General features: G+C 36.0%; 13 protein-coding genes. 5 read left to right on the forward strand and 8 right to left on the reverse strand.

Features of this window, described 5'->3' with window-relative positions; genetic code table 11:
• Positions 1-12 precede the first annotated feature (12 nt).
• The 5 genes from HNP38_RS00510 (at position 13) to HNP38_RS00530 (ending at position 5,030) form a co-directional block, all read left to right on the forward strand.
• Complete coding sequence (locus tag HNP38_RS00510) at positions 13-1,245, forward strand: DUF4157 domain-containing protein (RefSeq protein WP_184182815.1); 1,233 nt, start codon at positions 13-15, stop codon at positions 1,243-1,245.
• Positions 1,246-1,264: 19 nt separating this feature from the next.
• Positions 1,265-1,681: a hypothetical protein gene (locus HNP38_RS00515; RefSeq protein WP_184182817.1), complete on the forward strand. Its 417-nt coding sequence runs from the start codon at positions 1,265-1,267 to the stop codon at positions 1,679-1,681.
• Positions 1,682-1,687: 6 nt separating this feature from the next.
• On the forward strand, positions 1,688-3,298 hold the full coding sequence (locus HNP38_RS00520) for a DUF4157 domain-containing protein (protein ID WP_184182819.1): 1,611 nt from the start codon (positions 1,688-1,690) through the stop codon (positions 3,296-3,298).
• A 65-nt stretch (positions 3,299-3,363) separates the two neighbouring features.
• Positions 3,364-3,702 carry a hypothetical protein gene (locus HNP38_RS00525; RefSeq protein WP_184182821.1) on the forward strand — a complete coding sequence of 113 codons (339 nt, stop codon included), beginning with the start codon at positions 3,364-3,366 and terminating at the stop codon, positions 3,700-3,702.
• Positions 3,703-3,746: 44 nt separating this feature from the next.
• Positions 3,747-5,030, forward strand: coding sequence for an ATP-binding protein (locus tag HNP38_RS00530; protein ID WP_184182823.1), 1,284 nt, complete (start codon positions 3,747-3,749; stop codon positions 5,028-5,030).
• Between the two features lie 904 nt (positions 5,031-5,934).
• Here HNP38_RS00530 and HNP38_RS00535 read toward each other — a convergent pair.
• The 8 genes from HNP38_RS00535 to HNP38_RS00570 form a co-directional block, all read right to left on the reverse strand.
• Positions 5,935-6,618, reverse strand: coding sequence for an MBL fold metallo-hydrolase (locus HNP38_RS00535; protein ID WP_184182825.1), 684 nt, complete (start codon positions 6,616-6,618; stop codon positions 5,935-5,937).
• A gap of 627 nt (positions 6,619-7,245) precedes the next feature.
• Positions 7,246-7,836, reverse strand: a complete 591-nt coding sequence (locus tag HNP38_RS18160) for an integrase catalytic domain-containing protein (protein ID WP_184182828.1) — start codon at positions 7,834-7,836, stop codon at positions 7,246-7,248.
• Positions 7,837-8,686: 850 nt separating this feature from the next.
• Positions 8,687-9,199: a helix-turn-helix domain-containing protein gene (locus HNP38_RS00545; RefSeq protein WP_184182831.1), complete on the reverse strand. Its 513-nt coding sequence runs from the start codon at positions 9,197-9,199 to the stop codon at positions 8,687-8,689.
• Positions 9,200-9,249: 50 nt separating this feature from the next.
• On the reverse strand, positions 9,250-10,326 hold the full coding sequence (locus HNP38_RS00550; protein WP_184182834.1) for a tetratricopeptide repeat protein: 1,077 nt from the start codon (positions 10,324-10,326) through the stop codon (positions 9,250-9,252).
• 544 nt (positions 10,327-10,870) lie between these two features.
• The gene (locus HNP38_RS00555; protein ID WP_184182837.1) at positions 10,871-11,185 is read right to left on the reverse strand and encodes a helix-turn-helix domain-containing protein; all 315 of its coding nucleotides are present in this window, start codon (positions 11,183-11,185) and stop codon (positions 10,871-10,873) included.
• A gap of 369 nt (positions 11,186-11,554) precedes the next feature.
• Entirely contained in the window at positions 11,555-12,304 is a 750-nt protein-coding gene (locus tag HNP38_RS00560) for a hypothetical protein (RefSeq protein ID WP_184182840.1), read from the reverse strand.
• A gap of 644 nt (positions 12,305-12,948) precedes the next feature.
• The gene (locus tag HNP38_RS00565; RefSeq protein WP_184182843.1) at positions 12,949-13,374 is read right to left on the reverse strand and encodes a helix-turn-helix domain-containing protein; all 426 of its coding nucleotides are present in this window, start codon (positions 13,372-13,374) and stop codon (positions 12,949-12,951) included.
• Positions 13,375-13,497: 123 nt separating this feature from the next.
• Positions 13,498-15,054: a hypothetical protein gene (locus HNP38_RS00570; RefSeq protein ID WP_184182846.1), complete on the reverse strand. Its 1,557-nt coding sequence runs from the start codon at positions 15,052-15,054 to the stop codon at positions 13,498-13,500.
• Positions 15,055-15,144: the final 90 nt, after the last annotated feature.

Raw genomic sequence — 15,144 nt, forward strand, 5'->3', positions numbered from 1 at the left:
TACTTGAATCTTATGTTACACCAATCCCAATATAGGAACAGCTCTTCTGAACATAAAAATACCGCCATGTTTTTCAAACCGGTTATCCAGAAGAAGCTAAGTGTAGGTTCAGCCAGTGACTCTTATGAGGTAGAAGCAGACCGCGTGGCAGATCAGGTGATGAAAATGCCTGAGTCTTCCTCACAGGTGACCCATACAGGAGCATTGCTTCAACGTAAATGTGCGGCCTGTGAAGAAGAAGAAAAAGTTCAGATGAAGCCTCTTTCGGAAAGTATCACTCCATTCATCCAGCGTTCCTCTTCAGAAAGTGGGGGAATTGCCCCGGATCATGTGGAAAGCGGTATCAATTCGGGCAGAGGAAGTGGAAACAGTATGGATACAGGAACCAAAAACTTCATGGAAAACCGTTTCGGAGCGGATTTTTCCCAGGTAAAAATACATACGGGAAGCGAGGCGGTACACATGAGCAGGGAGCTTGGCGCACAGGCTTTCACCGTAGGGAATGATATCTACTTCAATGAAGGGAAATACAGTCCCGGTTCCCATCATGGAAAGCATTTGCTGGCTCATGAGCTTACCCATACTATACAGCAAGGCGGAGGTATTGAAAGGAAAGTACAAAGAATAACCGATGAAGACCTCTATTTCCGGGCAATAGAATCGGAACCTGAACCCGAAACTACAGTAGCCGGAGTATGCGGTCCTGATATTACAACAGAATTAAGCAGTGAGATTTCCCGCTACAGATCAGCTTATTCTGCTTTGAGTGCAACACAGAAAACTGAGGTATGTGACAGCTTAAGCAGCTATGATTTGGGTGAGGTTACCTGGGATATTGAAGAACTGCATAACAATGCATGGATCTATCAAAATTATCGTCCGCAATGTGCCACTGCGGGAGCACAACCGCCATGCGGTTCAACGGTTCAGGTGGATAATCAGTGCTTCTATGCAGGTTCAGTAAATTATGTGATCTTCGGGGTAATGTGTAAAGAGTGCGGTATGTGGAAGAGTACCATGAATACTCTGATATGGCTGTACAAAAGCTCCTCCGCAAACTATACCAAATCCAGCGAATGGGCCAATGTAGGATATGACGGCTGGACTCCGGGAAGCAATACACCTACAGGAGACAGGAACAATTGTACCCCTACGTGTTCTGTACCATTTGCCGGCCCTACATTCCATACACGGATCTGCCCTCATATTGATCCTTCAGGTGTATGTCCGTCACCTTCAAGATAAAAAAATAAACCATTTTGAAATGAGAACAATCATCGTCATCATAATACTGGTAGTCCTTATCCTGTTTGTCATTAATTACCTTGTCCGTTCCCGGAAGGAGGATTGTACTGTTTTCGGTTATATTATAAAATCAACAGAGTTTATCAATTCACCTGAAAAACAAACCATTCAAAAAGTAATAACCATTGAGAATAAACCGGTAGAAATCACTTTTTATAAATATAATACAGAAAAATTCATTATCTTAATAAAAACATTACAGAAATATAAAGGCAATTTTGAAGGGATCTGTTACAGCACATTTGATGAAAATAGTATTAAAATCGTTAATAGCAAAGAATACTTCAGCATCAATGGAACCGGGATTTTTGAAGAACTCTATATTAAAAGGAAAATCTCACCCCAATGCTATAAAGTATATTTTGATTTAAACTAATTGATCATGGAAACAACAAGAAGCCATAAGTGCGTCAAAAAATCAGGAACAACCCATGCTTCATTTTTCAAGCCTGCCATTCAAAAAAAACTAAGTGTAGGTTCAGCAGATGATTCCTATGAAGCAGAAGCAGACCGGGTGGCAGATCAGGTAATGAAAATGCAAGGGTCTTCTTCCCAGCCTGCCCATACCGGAGCATTGCTTCAAAGGAAATGTGCAGCCTGTGAACAGGAAGAAAAGCTTCAGATGAAACCACTTACAGAAAGTATCACCCCATTGATCCAGCGTTCCTCTTCAGAAAGCGGGGGAGTAGCTCCAGACCCTATGGAAAGTCAGATCAATTCCGGTAAAGGAGGTGGAAACCGTATGGATGCGGAAACGGAAAGCTTTATGGAAAGCCGCTTCAGTGCAGATTTTTCCAATGTAAAGATCCATACAGGAAACGAAGCTGTACAGATGAGCAGGGAGCTCAGTGCACAGGCCTTTACTGTGGGAAATGATATTTACTTCAATGAAGGAAAATATGATCCCAATTCAGATCATGGCAAACATTTATTAGCCCATGAGCTTACCCATACCATTCAGCAGGGAAACAGAATACAGGCAAAATCAGAGCACAGGATCCAAAGGTACCTGGAAGGAAACGGCACCGCAGGCTCAGCAATAGGAAACGCTTACAGGATAGCAGATGATTTGAGTGCAGCCGTTAAAGTAGGGTATCCCAATCATGACTTATATGCAGAGGCCGGTAAAGCAGCAGCTTCCAATACCCTGCTGGCCAATGTAGGTTCAGGGATAAGGCTTGTGGAAGAAACCACCAATTTTGTCGTATCACACGCCGGTAAAAGCAAAACACTTAAAAAAGTAGTCCCTGAAAATATACGGAACAGCACATCCGGGAACTCTATGAAAATATCAGATGACTGCGGAAACAGCTGTGCCGTGGTGGTAGGCGGGAACAGGAGAGGTGCCCTGCACCGTGATGCCATGACGGGAGCCGATGCCCGGACTATAGAAACCACACCATCATTGATGAAAGCTGAAATAATGAAGAAAATGCTTAACAAATGGCTTACCATGCCATCAACCTCGGCAGCGCAAAAAACAGAAATAAATGCGGTACTTGCCAGAGCCACTGCCAAACAGCTGGAGATAAATGCCGCTGAAACCGCTTATAATGCCGCCACTACAGATGCAGAAAGAAAGATAAAAGGAGATACTTACTGGGCAAAAGTAGATCAGTACGGGAATATTATGATGGAGTTCTACAACAAAATGTCCGAAGCAAAACGGGAAGAAGTAGATAAATACCTGAAAATAAATAAATTTGCAGCCCCTTCAGTAGGCCAGGGATATACGATGTCTTCAGGAGGGGCCAACTATGCAGGAAAAAGTACCTGGAACTTTCACTGGGGAGGGGTAGTGATGAAAAGCAATGACCAGCAGGATACCATCACTCTGGAGAATTACGCCGTACCGGGAGATGAGGAAAATACAAGATGGGATTTTGCCATGTACGGAACTGCAGCTAAAAAAGGACAGACTTTCCACGAGCAGCACCATGATACCCAGCAACACGGAGACCGGCCTACAACTATGAGGATCGAAAAGAGATGAGACAAAAAATAATATATCTTGTCATGCTTCTGATAGCATGCAATACAAAACAACCACCTGCCGATATGCAAAATAATAACACCGATTTTCAGTTTAATGAAAAGGTAACTCTTACGGGCATATACACTAAAAGTATCATGTCAAAAAAAGGAGAAGGAGACCATTTAGGGCATTATAAAATTATTGTAAATGATTCCCTGGAAGTGAATCTTTTGCCCCCCTACCTTAAAGAAGCGGTTCGTCCCAAACAGGAAGCCCGGGAATTTGAAGGAAAAAAAGTAACAGTTACAGGTATTATTACGGAAAGTACCGCTTTTTCAAAACCTTCTCTGGAAGATCCGCCTTTAACGGTTAATATCCCCTGTTTTGTTACCATTGAAGCTATTCATTTAGCAGAAGAATAAAGAATTTATATACCTATCTGAAAGCCACTAAAAATATAAAATATATGCTTTTTGTCAATCTGAAAAAATATATAATCAATGCTTTGGCTCCCGGCGAAGGGATAAAACCGGAGGTTTCTTTTCATAATTTTTTCTCCGAAGTCCTGAAAAGAGAGACCACACATGAAGAAGCTGTAATTCTGTTACTGGCTTTGGTTCCCCATGTTTTGCCTCATTTTTTCGATGACATTATAAAAGAGCTTCATCCTGAAGGAGGAGAATTCCCCGAACTGGGCGGAGTACGGCTGGAAAATCACAGAGGTATGCTGCCTACCGGGGAAACGACACAGTATGTCCTTGCCCGGGAAAATATTGAAGCCCGTTTGAAAATTCAGCAATTATTTGAAGCCTCACACTGGTTTTTCAAAGAACAGATCATTACAATAGACTCTGTAAAAGAAGGAGAGCCTTTGATGAGCGGGCGGCTTATCCTGAAGCCGGAAACCATCCATCTGCTGCTCTATGGCGAAAAATTAAAACCGAAATTCAGTCCTGATTTCCCTGCCAAAGAAGTTTTTACCCAGTTGGAGTGGGAAGACCTGGTGGTAAGTTTTGTTGTTCAGGATCAGATCAGCCAGATAAAACTTTGGGTAAAGCATCACGAGGCCTTACGGGAAAATTGGGGGATGGGAAAACATATTCTCCCCGGATACAGGGCGTTATTTTATGGGCCCTCAGGTACAGGAAAAACCCTTACGGCCACCTTACTGGGCAAAGAATTCAAACGGGAGGTTTACCGTATAGATTTGTCGCAGGTGGTGTCCAAATACATTGGGGAGACAGAAAAAAACCTGGAAAAAATATTTACCCAGGCAGAAAACAAAAACTGGATCCTGATCTTTGACGAGGCCGATGCCTTATTCGGAAAAAGAACCCAAACCAAGTCATCCAACGACCGGTATGCCAATCAGGAAGTAAGCTATTTATTGCAGAGGGTAGAAAATTTTAACGGATTGATTATTCTCACCACCAACTTTAAAAATAATATTGATGATGCCTTTCTGCGGCGTTTCAATTGCCTGATCGGGTATAGTAAACCCAATTCCGGAGAAAGGCTGCTGCTGTGGCAAAAAATAGTTCCGGCAAATATTACCCTGGAAGATCCTGATATCCTACATAAACTGGCATTGCATTATGAGCTGACCGGAGCCCAGATTGTTTCTGCAATGGCTTATGCCTGTCTGCAGGCCATAGAGGAAGATGTGAGAGTACTTAGAAATGCATTTCTGCTGAAAGGAGTAGAGGCTGAATACATGAAAGAAGAAAAAGCGTATAATTCTTTAATGTAAACTATCCGATTTTACCAATATTTATATAAGGATCAGGACATCTCTTTTTCTATATATTCCTGGGGGGCTCCTTCCCACGAAATAGATGTTGCGATAAAAAACCTCCACAAATTGGGAAGGCCTTTATTAATAAGCTTTGATAATATAAGTTATTACCATCAGTCTGTACGAATTTATGTACATAATGGTAATAAAAAATAGAGTTTCAGGATTGAATAAAAGTTGAAATTTTGTATTTTTATTCAATTCAAAAAGAAAAAAGCTCTTTGACTTTGACACTTCGGCAAGCTCAGTACAGACTAAAAATGGAAATTTAGAAAAGAGAAATATAAACCATCCCTGAACCGGTATTTTTCTCATGAAAGTCCTATGCTGTTTTACAACAAGAGTTACGATTATTTTGTAATCGTTGTTTGTTTATTCGTTCTAATTTTGGTTTAATGTGGAATCAAATGAATTTCATCAGGAGTGTAAGTCCAGTGCCAGTAATGAGGTCTTATGGAGTTATAATCTTTCACAAAGAACTCAATGATTTTGTGAAAGTCCCGTGAATGTATTTCACCCTGATATCGAAGAAATTTCTTGAGGATTTGGAAATGTCCTTCAATGACAGAATTAGAGAAATGAACATCTTTGAGAGCAATTTTCTTATGAATAGTTACTTGACAATGTTGGATAAAATTTCTGATTCGAAAGTTATTATTTTCCGGACCCCCTCTACAATGAGATCGAGTTCAGCAGGAGAAGGAATTTTACCGAATTGAAAAAGGATTGCTTGTTTCAAACTTATGAGTCTTGTTTTAGCAGTTTTATCACGAGAAGTAGTATAAAGTTGATAGTTGTACGCAAGCTTAATTTAGGACATCAGTCCTGCTATTGCAAAACCGATGTTAGCAGAAGTTTTTTAATACGGAATTGTAATTACTTCTCCTTGCTTATTCAATAATTTTAGTTGAGGATTATTGTCATTAATCGTGATTTTATCTTTTTGTCCAATATGATAAATTGCAAACATTTTACTGATTTTTGTCAAATCCGTTCCCTTAGCTTTTGCGTCTGTTAAAATCCAAACGGGAACAAAAGCCCAATCAATATCTTTTTGAGAAGCAATTGTGTCAGAGTTTTCTGTGTCGCCGGAAATGTAAATGTTTTTCCCGTGCCAAGTAATTAAATAGGAGAAATGTTTAAAAGAAATTCCAAATACTTTATGTTGTGTTTCAAAGGATTTAATTTGGAAATTCGGAACAACTTTTTCTATCGTTCCTAATTCAGTAACATTGAAAGGATCAAATTTTTGCCCACTCATTTTCTTCAACAACTTTTCAGAATAATGGTCAGCGTGTCGATGTGTGAAAATGAAAATTGAATTATCTTTCACAGCATCAATTTCAGATTTATCGTATTCCATATAATTATGTGCACCAGATTTATATGGAAAGTCAATATAAAAATTGGTTGCTCCATCAGTCATATAAAGTCCGCAATTTCCGATAAATTTTATTTTAATTTCGTTTGCCTGGCTGTATACTACATTATTGAAGCTGATTATTGTAATGACCAATAAAACTCTGAGAAAGATTTTTTTCATTCTGTAATTTATTAAAGTGCTTTGTTTTAAAATTTCTGCTAACTTAATTATATACGATACAAACTTTCGTATATACAGTAAATTTTGGGTAGATTAGCGAAGGTTTGTTTCGAATTTTTAATTAATTCAAATATATTATTTTTTTCCTACAAATTATCAAATAGACTTTTAATCTGTTGGATACTTTTGTGTGTAAATTTCAGTTGTTTTGCTAATGACTCCCTCTCAGGAAATAGCTGTTGTAGATAAAAAAACATTTATAAATGATTAAAGTCTTTATTAATAGGCTTTGATAATATAATTTACTTACCATCAATCTGTACGAATTTATATACATGATGGTAATAAAAAATGGAGTTTCAGGATTGAATGAAAGTTGAAATTTTGTATTTTTATTCAATTCAAAAAGAAAAACGTTCTTTGATTTTGACACTTCGGCAAGCTCAGTACAGACTAAACATGGAAATTTAGAAAAGAGAAATAGAAACCATCCCTGAACCGGCATTTTTCTCATGAAAGTCCTATGCTGTTTTACAACAAGAGTTACGATTATTTTGTAATCGTTGTTTATTGATTCGTTCTAATGTTGGTTTTATGTTCGCCAATTCCGGACTCAAATGAATTTCATCAGGAGTGTAAGTCCATTGTTAATAATGAGGTCTTGAGGTTATAATCTTTCACAAAGAACTCAATTATTTTGTGAAAGTCCCGTGAATGTATTTCACCCTGATATCGAAGAAATTTTTTCAAGATTTGAAAATGCCCTTCAATTATGGAATTAGAAAAGTGAACATCTTTGAGTGCAATTTTCTTGTGAATGGTTACCTGGCAATGTTGGATAAAATTTCGTATTCTGAAATTATTATTTTCAGAACTACCATCTACAATAAGATTCAAATCAGTAGGAGAAAGAATTTTTCCGAATTGAAAAAGTATTGCTTCTTTCAAACTGATGAGTCTTGTTTTGGCAGTTTTATCACGAGAGATCGTATAAGCAATAACTTTCCTTGAAAAATTATCCAACACTGTGTGAATATAAAATTTAACATTGTCAGAAGTTACAAACTCTGTAACATCTGCATGCCAGATTTCATTGTGATGTGATGCTTTTACAGAACCCCGTTTCTTTGGTTTTTTACCGGTTTTTCTCGTTTGAGAAATATCTAGCCTAAGACAATACCTGTACCATGAAGTCCTAGACACCTTTCTTAATGGCATATCCCCAAATGGAAGCAATACCCCAGAAGGAAAACCCTTTTCTTGACATTAGACTCTTCAACGTATTAATTTCTTTTTGAGAGATTTGATTAGGAAATCGTTTTTTACAATACTCAATGATAGAAAATGGACATTTATACAAACGATTGTTTTTCCAGATATTGAATTGATGGGGAGTAATTTGCAAAAACTTGCAAACGAGATTTTGATGAACTCCATGGGAAGATTAGAAACAAGATCAATGACTAATTCTTTGTTTTGTAGAATAATTTTCTCGAAATTCTTTTTGCCGGTGAATTCAATAATAGTTATATATAAACGGCAGAAAGCATAAATGGCTACTCTAATTTTACAAAGACGTTCATCAAGAATGAGTTTGACTTGTTCCAAGTCAGTTTCCACTCCGGAAGCAAATTCATTACCCACAAATTTTTCAGGATCAGGTTCTTTCCAGTTTTGTGAAATAGAACGAGGAATAGAAGAAGTAAAAGAGTGGGGAAGTACTTGCTCATGAATCCCTAAGGCATAAGAAGTTTTAATAGTAGAATGGTATCGGCTATATCTTTTTCATCAGGTACAAAATTATTAAAAAACAAGTTCCATTTTAAAAGTCAAAACATCAAACAAAGTCAAATAGAAATTAAAAATACTTGTGACGAATTTTCGTCAGTCAATTATACAAAATAGGTTCGGGTCTCGTAAGGTTGTGTAAATTAGAATAATGTGTTGATTTTCAATGCTAAGTGGTTCGGGATTATGTCAGTAGGGTTGCCTTAGCAAAATCAAAGAAGATTTGAATTAATCCATAAGAATTAATGAATTCAACTATATTTTGAATATTATTAACCTCTCAACAATCTTTTTCAGTTTGAAGAGTTTTGATAAAATATGAAGGAGTTACTTCATTTATTTTTTTAAAAGCAATTACGAATACTTGAGGTGAAGCAAATCCGCATTCTTCAGCCAGATAGCTTACTTTATATTCTCTGTATATGGGTTCATTATATAGCTTATGAACAATATAGTTTATCCGCAATTCGTTGATGTAATTTGAGAAGTTTTTATCTCTATAGATTTTAATAAGTTCTGATAGATATTTAGTGTTTGTATTGAGTTTATTTGCTAACCAGGTCAGAGTAATCTCTTTCGAGAGGTATTTTTCTGACTTTTCAAATTTTTCCAATTTCTGGAACAAAATTTTTAGGGTTTCATCCGGTATACTAGGAGATGATATGCCTTTAAAGTTTTCCAGACTGTCCGAGGATTTTACCGAAGTGTTATTTTCTTGCTCTTTCTTTAATTTAGTAATTAGTTCCTTGCTTTTTTCGTAAAGTATTTTGTTTTTCATTCTCCAGTAAAGCATCAGACATGATAAAAGTATAAGAAATATTATTGATATTATAATAATTTTTATCAATGATTTTTTTTCTGTTTTTTTTCTGAATCGGAGAGTAACACGTTAAAAGATTGATCAGCATTATTTTTTTCTGTAATTCTGATACTGTCTTTAAGGTAAGAGTATTTATCCATATATAACTTTGAATTCTCAGTATCACCTAATGCAGAATATGCACTGGCAAGAAATTCAAAAGATTCAACTCTATTAAACGGATCGGGATATTTTTTTTCAAGATCCCGAGCCTGATTGGCATATTCTATTACCTTTCTATACTCTTTTTTTTCTAAATACAGCCAACTAAGCTGATTCATCAACACTACTTTATCCTCATTATCTAAATTATATTTTTTGTAAATGTCTAAACCTTCTACAAGATATTTCTCAGCTAATTTAATATTTCCTGGCTTATCAGCCTCTTCCAGATAAAGAATTGCTAAACGGACATAATTAAAGGAAATTAAACCGTATTTTATCTCAGCTGTGATTTCTTGATGCTCGTCCTTAATAAGTTTGGCTGCTTCAATACTTTTATTTTGATAATTAAAAACTGAATCTTTATAGCTCTTATTCTCAAGTCTTTTGTTGAAAAAGTAAAGGGTGAGTTGTCCGTAAGAAAGTGCCAAAGTATAATTTCTGATGTCAGGGTCATCAATTTTCTTTGCATATATGATTGCCGTTTTGAAATCTTTTAAACTGGCTTCATCAAAACCCAAATATCCCAAAGCCAAAGCATTAGACCGGTAAAGATTTGCCATGATTCTATCTGCTTGCGGTCCAGCATTAATTTTTTTTAATTCGGTGGCTAGTTTAATAATTTCATTATTTTTATTTTGTTTTTCATATATTTCTATTATACGACGTCCACTTTTTAAAATCCCCCATTTATATCCTATTTTTTCAGATTCAGATTTCAGATTGAATAAAGCTTTTTCTGTATCAGAAATTTCAGAATTAAAACTTACATCTATATCTTCTAATTTTTTATCAATGGCTTTCGTTTGCATTGTAGAAGCAGAATTCTTTAAGCTCTGGGCAAAAGCACAATAAAAAGAAAATAAAATAAGATATAAGAAATATATTTTTTGATACATAATAAATTTATATTGTTTTTAAATTCATCATTGTGGATTATTTTATTAGTAACAAAATAATGATAAAATTATTTTGTTGTAAATTTACTAAATATTAACTTAAACAATGTTTACAAATACAAATGTTGTCAATCATAAAAAAATATGAATGTCATAATTTTGATAGAAGTGCGTAGAAGAAAGTAACGGTGTCGAGTACCATTTATGTGTCTGATGTTTCTCTTACAATATCATTCTTATGATCAGGATATAATTATTCTGATTCTGGATCAGAGTATTTTTATTGACAATATTTCCGGATGAGGTATTTAAAAAAACACTCATGCATTCAAAGTATAATTTAGCTGCTTTCATATCCCCATTCAGCAGCAAACCTGAATAGAGGTAACATGGATCTTGGGTTATATATAAATGTTAGCAGCTCCTAAAACTCTGAATTGAAAGAATTGTTTTTATAGTCTTTCAGATAATAGATCATTATGATCAATAATTGAGTTTTGTAGCATAGATAAACTCCCAAACAACTTTATGATAAACAAGCCGGTTAATAAAAATATTTTTTCCATTTTGCTATGGTATTGCGGCTCAATTTAAAATGTTTGGCCAATTGGGAATTGTTTAATTTGTATTTTCTTTGATAATCTAAGATGTATAAAATAGTAGACTTATTATAAGAACGGAGTTTTTGATTTTCTTTGGCCTGTAGACCGAAAATTTTTGTATTAAGATTTATTATATCCAGATTTGAGAGTTGTTTTTTCTCAAGAATAGAGGAACAAAGCTCTTTTTTATGAGGATATTTCTTATTGATAATATCCGTGTATATAACTCTATAATCTGGACTTTTAGACTTTTCCATAAATAGGCATTAATATGTTTGTTAATATTTTGTTACCATTGTTAACCATTATATAATATTTTAGTTTTCTTACAAATTCTGCCGGCCTTATTAGATAAAGCAGCATATTTACTATATACCGGTTAATTTATTCACTGTTAAATTATTGTATTTTGATATCGCAGGTAACTTCCCGTGTCTCTTTAATCTTCTCCCGATAATCTGAATTTCCTCTTGATCTCATTTCATTTTGCAATATTATTTAGTATCATCTTATATGCTTATTATTAATGATTTCTGAAATCATTAAATATTACAAATCTTCAATCTGCGGATATAGATGAAATAATGTTTACAAATAAATATTTTGATTTGACGCTATCAATAAAATTACTGAAAGATCCAGCCAGACTGCACTATGGTCTGGTTGCTTATCCCTGAGACAGTATCTGCAAATCGGTAATCGGAAGGATTATTAATGACTAAAATACCATTCAGAGTTCCTATTTGTTCCGACAGAGAAAGGCCTGTAGAGGCTAATTTTGGGGCTATTGCATCAGCGGAAAATGTATTAGTTATAGGATTAAGATCTCTTGTGTTGTCTCCAAGTCTAAGTCTCACAAAATCACTTCCTACTGTAGAAATCGGATTAGCTGTTAAATTCATTTCTATTACAAGATTAATGACCCATTTTTCCAGAGGCAGATCAATATACTGACCGGCATATTTTGCTACAGTGGTATTGGTGGGCAGAATATAAGAACCTGAAAAGGCCAGTCTTGTAAATAGTAGTCTTACAGTATTCCAGCTTCCTGTATCATTTGTATCGGAGGTTAATACTTTTCCTGAGGCCTGTGTTTCATCTGCCAATTCGAAGCCCGATACGAGTGATGCAGGGGTCCCACCGGTCTGTATTTCCGGTTTCTGGTCAGGTGCTGTAGTTCCTATCCCGATATTTCCGATTGAGGTAACTATAAAATCATTTGCTTGCTGTGCTACTGCAGGCACTCCTGTTGTGGCATTGTCTTTTCCTCCATCAGCATGGAAAATACCTTGCGGGCTGGAAGTGTTTATGCCTACTTGTACTAAAGATAGCACTGAAATAAATAACGTACTATGTGTAATAAGATTTTTTTTCATCTGTTAATGTTAAATTTATTTGAAACATTAATTTTGACCTTATATTCAGAACCTTTAATAATAGTGTTGAATAAAAATTAAAGTCATCTTCTTAAAAAGAAAAGGGGTTAGGACTAGGCTGCCTAATCTGTTTTTTATTTTTTCAGTTTCCATTAGTGTTTTTAGAAATGCCTGTTTATTTATAATGTATTACTTGGAAGGAATTGAAGGATCAAAATTTTTCGAATTTTATATTTAAATGTAAAATCAATAAATTACGGTACAAATATGAAACTTTGCATATTAAAAAATAAGTATATGAAAGAACGAATTATGAATTAATTCATATGTTTTTTCGGTGATATATCATTGTAATTCATAACTTAACTACTGTGTGCTATTTATTAACTAAAGTGCTTTGAATTACGTCTGTGAAGATAAAAAATACTTCTTCTGCTATTTTTTTTGATTTAAACTTCAAGCAAAAGCCTGGGCAAATATTGTAAGGAAATTTATCTTCTATGAAAGGAAAGTGATCGTTGAAATCTTAGAAAAAGAAATATAAAATCGTTATTTTCATCATTTTCAATGCTGTTTTCTATCAATATCTATTTCAGGAGAGGGGGTGTCCCTTACAGATCAGTCTGGACAAAAATGAATCTTAGTTACCGATCTGTTTCTTTATATTTTTTAATCCATTTATACAAGGTAGTTTTAGGGATTCCATATTCATCAATAATCTGATATATGGTTTTTTCTCCGGATCCGACTAATTCCAGAATAAAATCTATGACCTCTTTTGTATAAATATTTTTTCTGAATCGGGGAAGTATTGATGTTTTTGTATCCTTGTTATAAGCTGCGGGCGGAGCATATAATATTAAATGTTGAGAATATAACCTGAAGAAATCATAGTGCAAAAGCTTGCACCATCGTAAGAGAAGATATGTGCAAAGGCTCTTCTGTGAATACATTTCGTTGACCTCTTTCTCTGTACATTTCATAAAGTTACAGATGCGGGATATGTCTATCCCGCTTTCTGTAACTCTCTGGTTGATCAAAAATCCGATATGAATATCTTTAAAGTTCATGGAGTATAATTTTTGAAACTTTTACCTCTGACCACAGATCATAAATTATTGTAATAATTCCATGAATAAAGTGATGGAAGAAGTTTCTGCGGTTATATAGAGAAGTTAAACTGTCATTGTTTTTTATCTTCCCGTTACCATGAACGTGAAGGATCTGTTAGCAAGCTCTCCTGCGCTGTTCCCTGTCTTTACTCTTATTACCGTATTAGAGATAAATGCTACCTGGGTGTTATCATTTGTGAAAAGCGGATTACCCGGGTTCGAAGGGTCAGGGTTGGTGATGGTGCCACTACCTGTGCCATATGCATCTACGATATTGGTGGATATACCGTATATTTGGGTCAGAGGGGTATCGAACCTTATATCAAATATCCCGGGAGAAGGATTGGAGATTGTATAACCATTCCCGATCACTGAATTAATTCCTCCTTTAGAAGAGGTAGCAGAAACACCTCCTACTGCGTAGCTTGTTCCTGGTGTACCACCAATCACTTTTGCATTGGCCAATGTGCCGCCGGATGTAGTATCGAATCTCACATATGCTGTTCCTCCCAAAAATCGTGTTGCATCTGTGCTATTTGATACGGGTACTCCCGGTATATATCCCAATACTCCGTTAGCATCAGCCACTACCGTTCTTGTTGCTGTAAAAGTTTGATCTTGGGTAGCGGATTCTGTTCCCGCCCCTGTTGTGTAAATAGCATTTGTAGAACCGTTCAATGGTAAACTGTTAAACCTGACATTACCCGTTACCTGAAGTTTTTCAGTAGGAGAGCTGGTGTTAATACCCATATTCCCTATTGGAGTAATGCGCGCTTTTTCGGTCCCAAGTGTATTGCTTCCTGCACTTGTATGGAACACTAGCGGTGCGGCCTGTGTAGTGGCTGATGTACCTATAATCAAGCCACGGGAATCATTAGCGGCTTTTATCTGTCCGAAATTCTCCGGATCCTGGTATAAGAATATAGTCGAAATGATACCATTGCTATCATTGTCATCTGATTGCAAGGTCACACTTGCCCTTTTACTTGATGCCAGACCTCTCTGGGTGAAATCTCCCCCGGATGAAAAAGTTGAGGATTGTGTCATTCCCCGGAAGGTAAGGCCAAAACCGTTATTGGTCAATGTACGATCACTAGTAAGAGATCCGTTGGTATTGTAGATGTTGCTGCTGGCAGCAGGAGCAGTTGGAACCCAAGATGTTCCATTCCATGCCATTACTTGCCCACTTGCAGTCCCGCTTATCAGTCCTAATGAGTAAGGGGCTGCACTGGTCCCTGATCCTGTTCTTATTAATCCGCCATTTGCAGTTGCATTCAGTATTTCATTACCAATAACCCCGTCTGTTTCTGTAAATGTACCCCCTGAAGAATTCTTTATCCAGACATTTCCATCAAAATAATATATCCCTTCGCCTGTTACATTAACCACCTGCCCTGACGGCGCGACAGCTGCTGCGGTCGCATAGACAATAGCTCCTTTCTGATCTGCTGTATACATTTTTGCAGCCAGTTCATCCCCTGTCAGCCGGGGTGGAATGATACCATCCAATGATGATACGTTTGATGGTTCCCCTACAATATCCAATGTAGCTTTAGGAGAGGAAGTATTAATCCCCACTTGTCCATAAACTGCTACACTTGTGAAGAGAACAGTGATTAAAACTGTACATTTTTTCATCTTAATTACATTTTTTTTCATCTTAATTTTATATTTAATTATATTAGAATATTCTATCAGATATGACAACCACATATAATCCAGATATAT

Origin of the sequence: Chryseobacterium defluvii (assembly GCF_014204415.1) — a bacterium.
GTDB lineage: Bacteria > Bacteroidota > Bacteroidia > Flavobacteriales > Weeksellaceae > Chryseobacterium > Chryseobacterium defluvii_A.